Origin of the sequence: Salipaludibacillus sp. CUR1, assembly GCF_021028955.1 — a bacterium.
Lineage (GTDB): Bacteria > Bacillota > Bacilli > Bacillales > Salisediminibacteriaceae > Salipaludibacillus.
In genome coordinates this window covers 21,166-28,066 of record NZ_JAIWPE010000035.1, presented here as the reverse complement: position 1 = coordinate 28,066, position 6,901 = coordinate 21,166, and the positions used below count along the sequence as shown (strand labels likewise).

Genomic DNA, 6,901 nt, shown 5'->3' with positions numbered 1-6,901 from the left:
TATTTATTTAATTTTTATTACTTTTTTTAAAAAGGAATATAATCTTTTTATAATTTTAAGTATTATTTTTATTATCTGGCGTTCTTTTTCAAGCTATTATTTTTCCGAGGGAGTTTTAGATTTAGTAAACAGCTTTAGGATTCTTACATTAATATTGTTGATTAATATTACAATAAAAAAATACCCAAAATCAACTTTAAAAGCGTTAAGTGCTTTATTTGGCTTCTATATTATACTAAATTTTATTTCTTACTTAATATTTTCGGGAGGTTTATATTGGACAGGTAGTCAAAATGCTTGGATATTAGGAATAGAAAATCAATTCGGCTATTTTTTAATACCGGGTATATTATTGAGTATATTATTTTCTTGGTATAAACACAAAAAAATTTCAGGCCTTTCTTTATTTGTAGTTATGTTAGCAGTTTCCACCCTATTAATGGCATGGTCCGCAACTGCAATTGTGGCTGTATTTTTTTTGCTGACATCAATATTTATAAATGTACGTCAAAGAATTAAACCAGTGTATAGTTTTATAACATTGAGTATACTTTATTTAGCTATTTGGTTCGTAATAGTCCGTTTTAATTCATTTAATTCCCTTGAGATAATCATAACTGATATTTTAGGCAAAGATCTAACTTTTTCTGGAAGAACACGAATTTGGGATTCTGTATTTGATACTATTCCAAATTCTTTATGGTATGGATTCGGTATTAACTCAGAAGTATTAGGAGGTATTGTTACTTATTTTGCTGCCCACAACATGATCTTGCAAATTTTCTTAGATACAGGTTTGATTGGACTCACACTTTTCTTTATTTGTATCGTTGTGGGCGGGGTTAAGTTACAAAAGACAAAGAATAATCGAGTTAGTGTAATACTTCTAATTGGTATTTTCGGCATATTAATAGGAGGAATTACAGAATCTTACAGAATGAATTACTTATTTTTATTACTAACATTGTCTTATAATGTAAAATATTTGAAAAAATAGGTTTACTAACATTTTTCAGAAGTTTTTAGCAGGAAAAATAATGAAAAACGAAAATTATTATGTAAGGAACGTATAAATGAAGAAAAAGATATTAAAATTTCTTAAAAGACCATTCGTAAAGAATGTAATTATATTATCTTCGGGTACGGCTGCTGCGCAGTTAATTGCACTTTTATTAACTCCCATTATTACACGCCTATATGGTCCGTATGCCTATGGTTTGATGGGAACTTTTGCGGCTGTTATTTCAATAATTGGACCAATTGCCTCTTTAACTTTCCCGATAGCTATAGTACTCCCAAAGAGGGAAAAGGAAGCAATAGGGATTATGAAATTATCCCTGTTAACAACAATTTTTATTTCTCTAATTAGTATATTAGTTTTGATAATATTAAATAATCATATTATAAAATATTTTGATTTGGAAGGTATAGCTTCTTTTTTGTATTTAATTCCAATTGCTATGTTTTTATCTGGCATATTACAGATTACGGAGCAATGGTTAATACGAACTAAACAATTTAATATTTCAGCAAAAATAACCTTTTTACAGGCAGTTATAGTTAATGGTGGAAAAGCTGGAGTAGGTTTTTTATATCCCGTTGCTTCTGTACTTATTATTTTTACAGCCTTAAGACAAGGATTAAAGGCATTATTGCTAATACTTTTCACGAGAGATATTAAAGATTTATTAATTTTATTATTTAGAGAAAAAGTTTCTTATAGAAAATTAATTTGGAAATATAGAGATTTTCCACTATATAGAGCACCTGAGATTTGTATAAATGCTATTTCTACTAATTTGCCAACAGTATTGTTAACTATTTTTTTCGGACCTGCCTCAGCAGGATTTTATTCAATTGGAAAAACAGTTCTAAATATACCATCACAACTTATAGGGAAATCAGTTGGAGATGTATTTTATCCTCGTATAACCGAAGCTGCTAATAGTAATGAAAATCTAACACCTCTAATTTTAAAAGCAACATTAATTTTAGGAGCTATAGGTTTCATACCTTTTGGGATAGTAGTTTTATTTGGACCTGTACTTTTTAGTTTTGTTTTCGGTGAAGAATGGTTAATTGCTGGAGAATATGCAAGATGGATAGCGTTATGGTCTTATTTTAGTTTTATGAATAGACCAAGTGTAAGGGCATTACCAGTTTTATCAGCACAAGCATTTCATTTGATATATACTATTTTTATGTTAATTACTAGAGTAATTGTTATAGCAATTGGTTTTTTTGTGTTCAGTAGTGACATAGTAGCAGTAACTTTATTTGGGACTGCAAGTGCATTCTTAAATATAGGGTTAATTTTAATGACCCTTTATATTAGTGTAAGATTTGACAGATTGCACAAAAGAATTTAAGTAAAAAAGATACCAGATTAGATAAAAAGGTTTGAGAAGGTGAAATAATTGATAAAAAGATTACTTTTAAAAAAAATGCCTGGAATTTCCAAAAAAATTTCTAATATTAAGAGTCTTTACTATCATAAGTATTACAGTATTTTAGATGAAAATAAGTATCCGGTAGTTCTCTCAAAAATATATAAGAAAAAAATGAATGAAAAACTAGATTGGAACAATCTTAGAACTTATAATGAAAAGATGCAATGGGCGAAACTATATGATAATAACCCTCTTAAAACAACTCTAACTGATAAATATTTAGTGAGAGATTGGGTGAAGGAACAGGTAGGAGAGGAATATTTAATACCATTATTGGGTGTATGGAATACATTTGATGAGATAGATTTTAATGAATTACCTAATGAGTTTGTTTTAAAAACTAATCATGGAACAGGCACAAATTTAATAGTAATAGATAAGAGTAAGTTAAATAAACTTAGTGCAAAGAAGAAGTTTGATAAGTGGTTACAAATAAACTATGCTTTTATGTCTGGTTTTGAAATGCAATATAAAGAAATTAAACCTAAGATTATTGCAGAAAAATACCTCACTGATAATGAAGGAGAACTTAAAGATTATAAATTTCTATGTTTTAATGGCAATGTGTATTATTGTTGGGTGAACATTGAAAAAGATGGTGAGTTAAGAAGAAATATATACGATTTAGATTGGGAATTACAGCCTTGGACGCAACATACAATTCCAAATAGTGATAATCCAGTATTAAAACCTAAAAATTTTGATTTAATGATTAGCATTGTAAGCAAATTATGTAAAGGATTTTCACACGTTCGTGTAGATTTGTATAACGTTAATGGTAAAGTTTATTTTGGTGAAATGACTTTTACTAATGGATCTGGTTTTAAAAAAATACATCCTTTTAAATACAATGTCATGTTAGGTGATTTATGGGAGTTACCTGTTAACGTCACTTCTAAATAAAAGTCCACATAGGTTATGTGAATTTTCCACGCGATAACCTTCTTAAGAAACGCCATGTTAGAGGTTACGCATCACCTAAGTAAACGATAAGAGTAATAGCCAAGGGCTGAGCCAGCGTGTTTAAAAGTATATTATCAATTGTTTGAACATAATTAATTTAGTGTTATGTGCCCCCTTGGAATTATCAGAGTGAGATAGGCGGCCTTTATTAACTTTTATCCTACTCCAAATATTCAGATGAACTGTAGGAAGACCTAGAATTTAAACCTTTTATCACAATAGAGGAAGACTTAAAAAAGCTTATAAACTGCTACAAAGAGGAATATGTATACAAAGTTTGATTGTCTCTATTTATTAGGGGCAATTTTTTATTGTAAAAAGGGGGAAAAAATGAAAGTAAAAAAAGCGATAATTCCTGCGGCCGGGCTGGGGACACGTTTTTTACCCGCAACAAAAGCTCAGCCAAAAGAGATGCTGCCAATCGTTGATAAGCCGACGATTCAGTACATCGTTGAAGAAGCGATTAAATCGGGCATTGAAGATATCATTATTGTCAGCGGAAGAGGAAAGCGTGCCATTGTGGATCACTTTGATAAGTCGTATGAGCTGGAAGAGACACTGCTGAAGAAACAGAAGATGAAACTTTTGGATGAAATCCAGGGGATCTCTAATATGGCAAACATTCACTACATCCGCCAGAAGGAACCAAAGGGATTAGGCCATGCGATCAGCTGCGCCAAGCATTTTATCGGCGATGAGCCGTTTGCTGTTCTGCTCGGGGATGACATTGTCCAGTCAGAGGACAAGCCGTGTCTGAAGCAGCTCGTTGATGTGTTTGAAAGATATAATTCCTCTGTCGTCGGTGTGCAGCCAGTAGCGGACGAAGATGTGTCTAAATACGGGATTGTGGCGCCGAAGACATCTGAAATTGAACCGGGCGTCATTCATGTCGCTGACCTGGTTGAAAAACCGAAGCAGGAAGACGCTCCGTCTAACCATGCGATTATGGGCAGATACGTGCTGCGTCCTGAAATCTTCTCTATTCTTGATGAGCTGCCTCCGGGAGCAGGGAATGAGATTCAGCTGACAGACGCGATTAAAAAGCTGAACGACGAGCAGGTTGTGTTAGCTTATGAATTCACTGGTGAGCGCTATGATGTCGGTGACAAGCTTGGCTTTGTAAAAGCGACCGTCGATTTTGCGTTGCAGCGTGAGGATTTGAAAGATGACATGCTTGATTACTTGGAATCCATTTCTCAGAAACATTTCGTAAAAGAAGTATAGGAGGCTTATGATGAAAAAGATTGCAGTTGTAGGGACAGGATATGTAGGGCTTGTGACTGGTGTGGCACTGTCTGACATTGGCCATAATGTGACGTGTATTGATATAGATCAAGAAAAAGTAAAGAAAATGAGAGACGGCGAGTCGCCTATTTATGAGCCGGGGCTCGATGAGGTGATGACTCGTAATATCAACGCCGGACGTCTTCATTTTACAACGAGCCATGAAGAAGGCTTTGTTGGAAAAGATGTGGCTTATATTGCGGTTGGAACACCTGAGAGAGAAGACGGGACAGCGGACCTCCGTTTTATTGAAGCTGTAGCAAAAGATATCGCACAGAATATTACGGAAGACATCACCGTCGTCACAAAAAGTACTGTGCCTGTCGGAACTAACGACTACATTATCGGATTAATCCGCGGTAACCTGGCTAAAGACGTTACGGTAAATATTGTTTCTAACCCTGAATTTTTGCGTGAAGGATCAGCGGTGTATGACGCGTTTAACGGAGATCGAATCGTAGTAGGGGCCGATTCAGCTGAAGCAGGGGATTTAATTGAAGAAGTTAATAAACCGTTTGGCATTCCGGTATACCGCACGGACGTGAGAAGCGCAGAAATGATTAAGTATGCGTCCAACGCCTTTTTAGCGACAAAGATCGGTTTCATTAATGAGATTTCTAACTTGTGCTCCCGCCTGGATGCAAACGTGGAAGACGTGGCGTTTGGCATGGGGCTTGACGGGAGAATCGGCAACCAGTTCCTGAAAGCAGGAATCGGTTACGGCGGTTCGTGTTTCCCTAAAGATACGAGCGCGTTAGTGAAGATCGCTGAGTCAGTGGACTACGACTTCGAACTCGTTAAATCAGTCGTATCCAGCAACAAACGCCAGCAGCTAGTGATGGTAGACAAAGCGAAAGACGTGATGGGTGACTTGAAAGGGAAGACGGTCGCTTTATTAGGGCTTGCCTTCAAACCTAATACAGACGATATGCGCGAGTCACCAGCCATTGCCATTAGCCGCGAACTGTTATTGGCAGGCGCCGACGTAAAAGCGTATGATCCAATTGCAGCTGTGAACGCTGCTCACTTCATGCCTGATGGTGTCGAGTATGTCGGCAGCAAGGAAGAAGCTTTAAGCCAGGCAGACGCGGTCATTATAGTGACCGACTGGGCCGAGTTTAAAGAGATGGAATTAAGCGTGTTTGAAACAGAAATGGCAGCACCAGTCGTATTTGACGGACGTAACTGCTACGGACTTGAGGAAGTAAGCGGAACTAACATTGGGTATTACTCAATTGGCCGCCGCCCGGTGGTTCCGGAGAAAGTGAGAGTGGCGGAGTAAGCTGGTGTGGTGGATGAGAGGCAGGGTGAAGAGACCTTGCTTCTCGTTTTTTTTAGAATTTATTATCTGAATTTTCAATAAATTTAATAGTTTTGTGGTCAGTCTTCATAACTATAGTACTTCAATACGCAATAGTAATTATACATATATAATTAAAGGGAACTGCAAAAAGAGAGATCAGGAATAAAAAAGCATACCGCTCCCATTAATTAAATGGAATTAGGTATGCTGTGTCAAGCTTATTAAGCTATATCAGTAATTGTTACATTTACTTCATTCGAAAATTCCTGAATGGTGTTTTTATCTAAAAAAGTAACATCCAGTTTAGTTGGATTTCCGCTATTTGGAGAAATAATAAGTCTGCTTACAAAACTATTAGCTAATGGAAGAGCACCTAATACAAGGAAGAACAAACCGCCAAGGAAAGAATCACTAATTTGAGATAACCCGGATAATACAAGTATAAGACCAATAATAAAACGGCTTAAATAGAACTTGGAAGAAATACTAACGCTTGAAATATTTTTCAAAGGATAGGAAATTTCGTTTTTACCTAATGGGATAAGACCTAGTAAAGTATTGCGGCTGTACCCTAGTACTCTTTTGTTAGTCACTGTCATTTCACTTTTAAGCCAAGAGAGCACAAGATTAGGCCTAAATGTTGATTCTTTCACAATCTGTTCTTCTTTTCCTAAAACATACTTCATTAAAACACTCCATTTCCTAATACTTATTTAGTCTTTATATCTAATACTATATACTTATTAAATACCATTTACAATATAAAAATAGAAAAAGATTCTATTTTTTATAATTAGTGATTCTATAGATAGAGATCTTAAGTCTTGTGTGGGTCCTAGTTGACAAACCGTAAAGCATTTCTAGTGAACTAAATAAAAGTAATAAAATACGTCCTATGAAT

General features: G+C 35.1%; 6 protein-coding genes. 5 read left to right on the top strand and 1 reads right to left on the bottom strand.

Annotation, left to right across the window (positions count from 1 at the left end; genetic code table 11):
* The 5 genes from K8O68_RS08180 to K8O68_RS08160 all read left to right on the top strand — a co-directional run.
* On the top strand, nt 1-997 hold a 997-nt coding region (locus K8O68_RS08180), incomplete at its 5' end, for an O-antigen ligase family protein (RefSeq protein WP_230896419.1).
* Nucleotides 998-1,073: 76 nt separating this feature from the next.
* A complete protein-coding gene (locus K8O68_RS08175) occupies nt 1,074-2,369 on the top strand; it encodes a lipopolysaccharide biosynthesis protein (RefSeq protein ID WP_230896418.1) in 1,296 nt (431 codons plus the stop codon).
* Between the two features lie 48 nt (nt 2,370-2,417).
* Nucleotides 2,418-3,353, top strand: a complete 936-nt coding sequence (locus tag K8O68_RS08170) for an ATP-grasp fold amidoligase family protein (RefSeq protein WP_230896417.1) — start codon at nt 2,418-2,420, stop codon at nt 3,351-3,353.
* Nucleotides 3,354-3,743: 390 nt separating this feature from the next.
* Entirely contained in the window at nt 3,744-4,637 is an 894-nt protein-coding gene (gene galU / locus K8O68_RS08165; RefSeq protein ID WP_230896416.1) for a UTP--glucose-1-phosphate uridylyltransferase GalU, read from the top strand.
* 10 nt (nt 4,638-4,647) lie between these two features.
* Complete coding sequence (locus K8O68_RS08160) at nt 4,648-5,979, top strand: UDP-glucose dehydrogenase family protein (protein WP_230896415.1); 1,332 nt, start codon at nt 4,648-4,650, stop codon at nt 5,977-5,979.
* Between the two features lie 242 nt (nt 5,980-6,221).
* Here the strand turns inward: K8O68_RS08160 and K8O68_RS08155 are convergent, their stop codons facing one another.
* A complete protein-coding gene (locus tag K8O68_RS08155) occupies nt 6,222-6,686 on the bottom strand; it encodes a hypothetical protein (RefSeq protein ID WP_230896414.1) in 465 nt (154 codons plus the stop codon).
* Nucleotides 6,687-6,901: the final 215 nt, after the last annotated feature.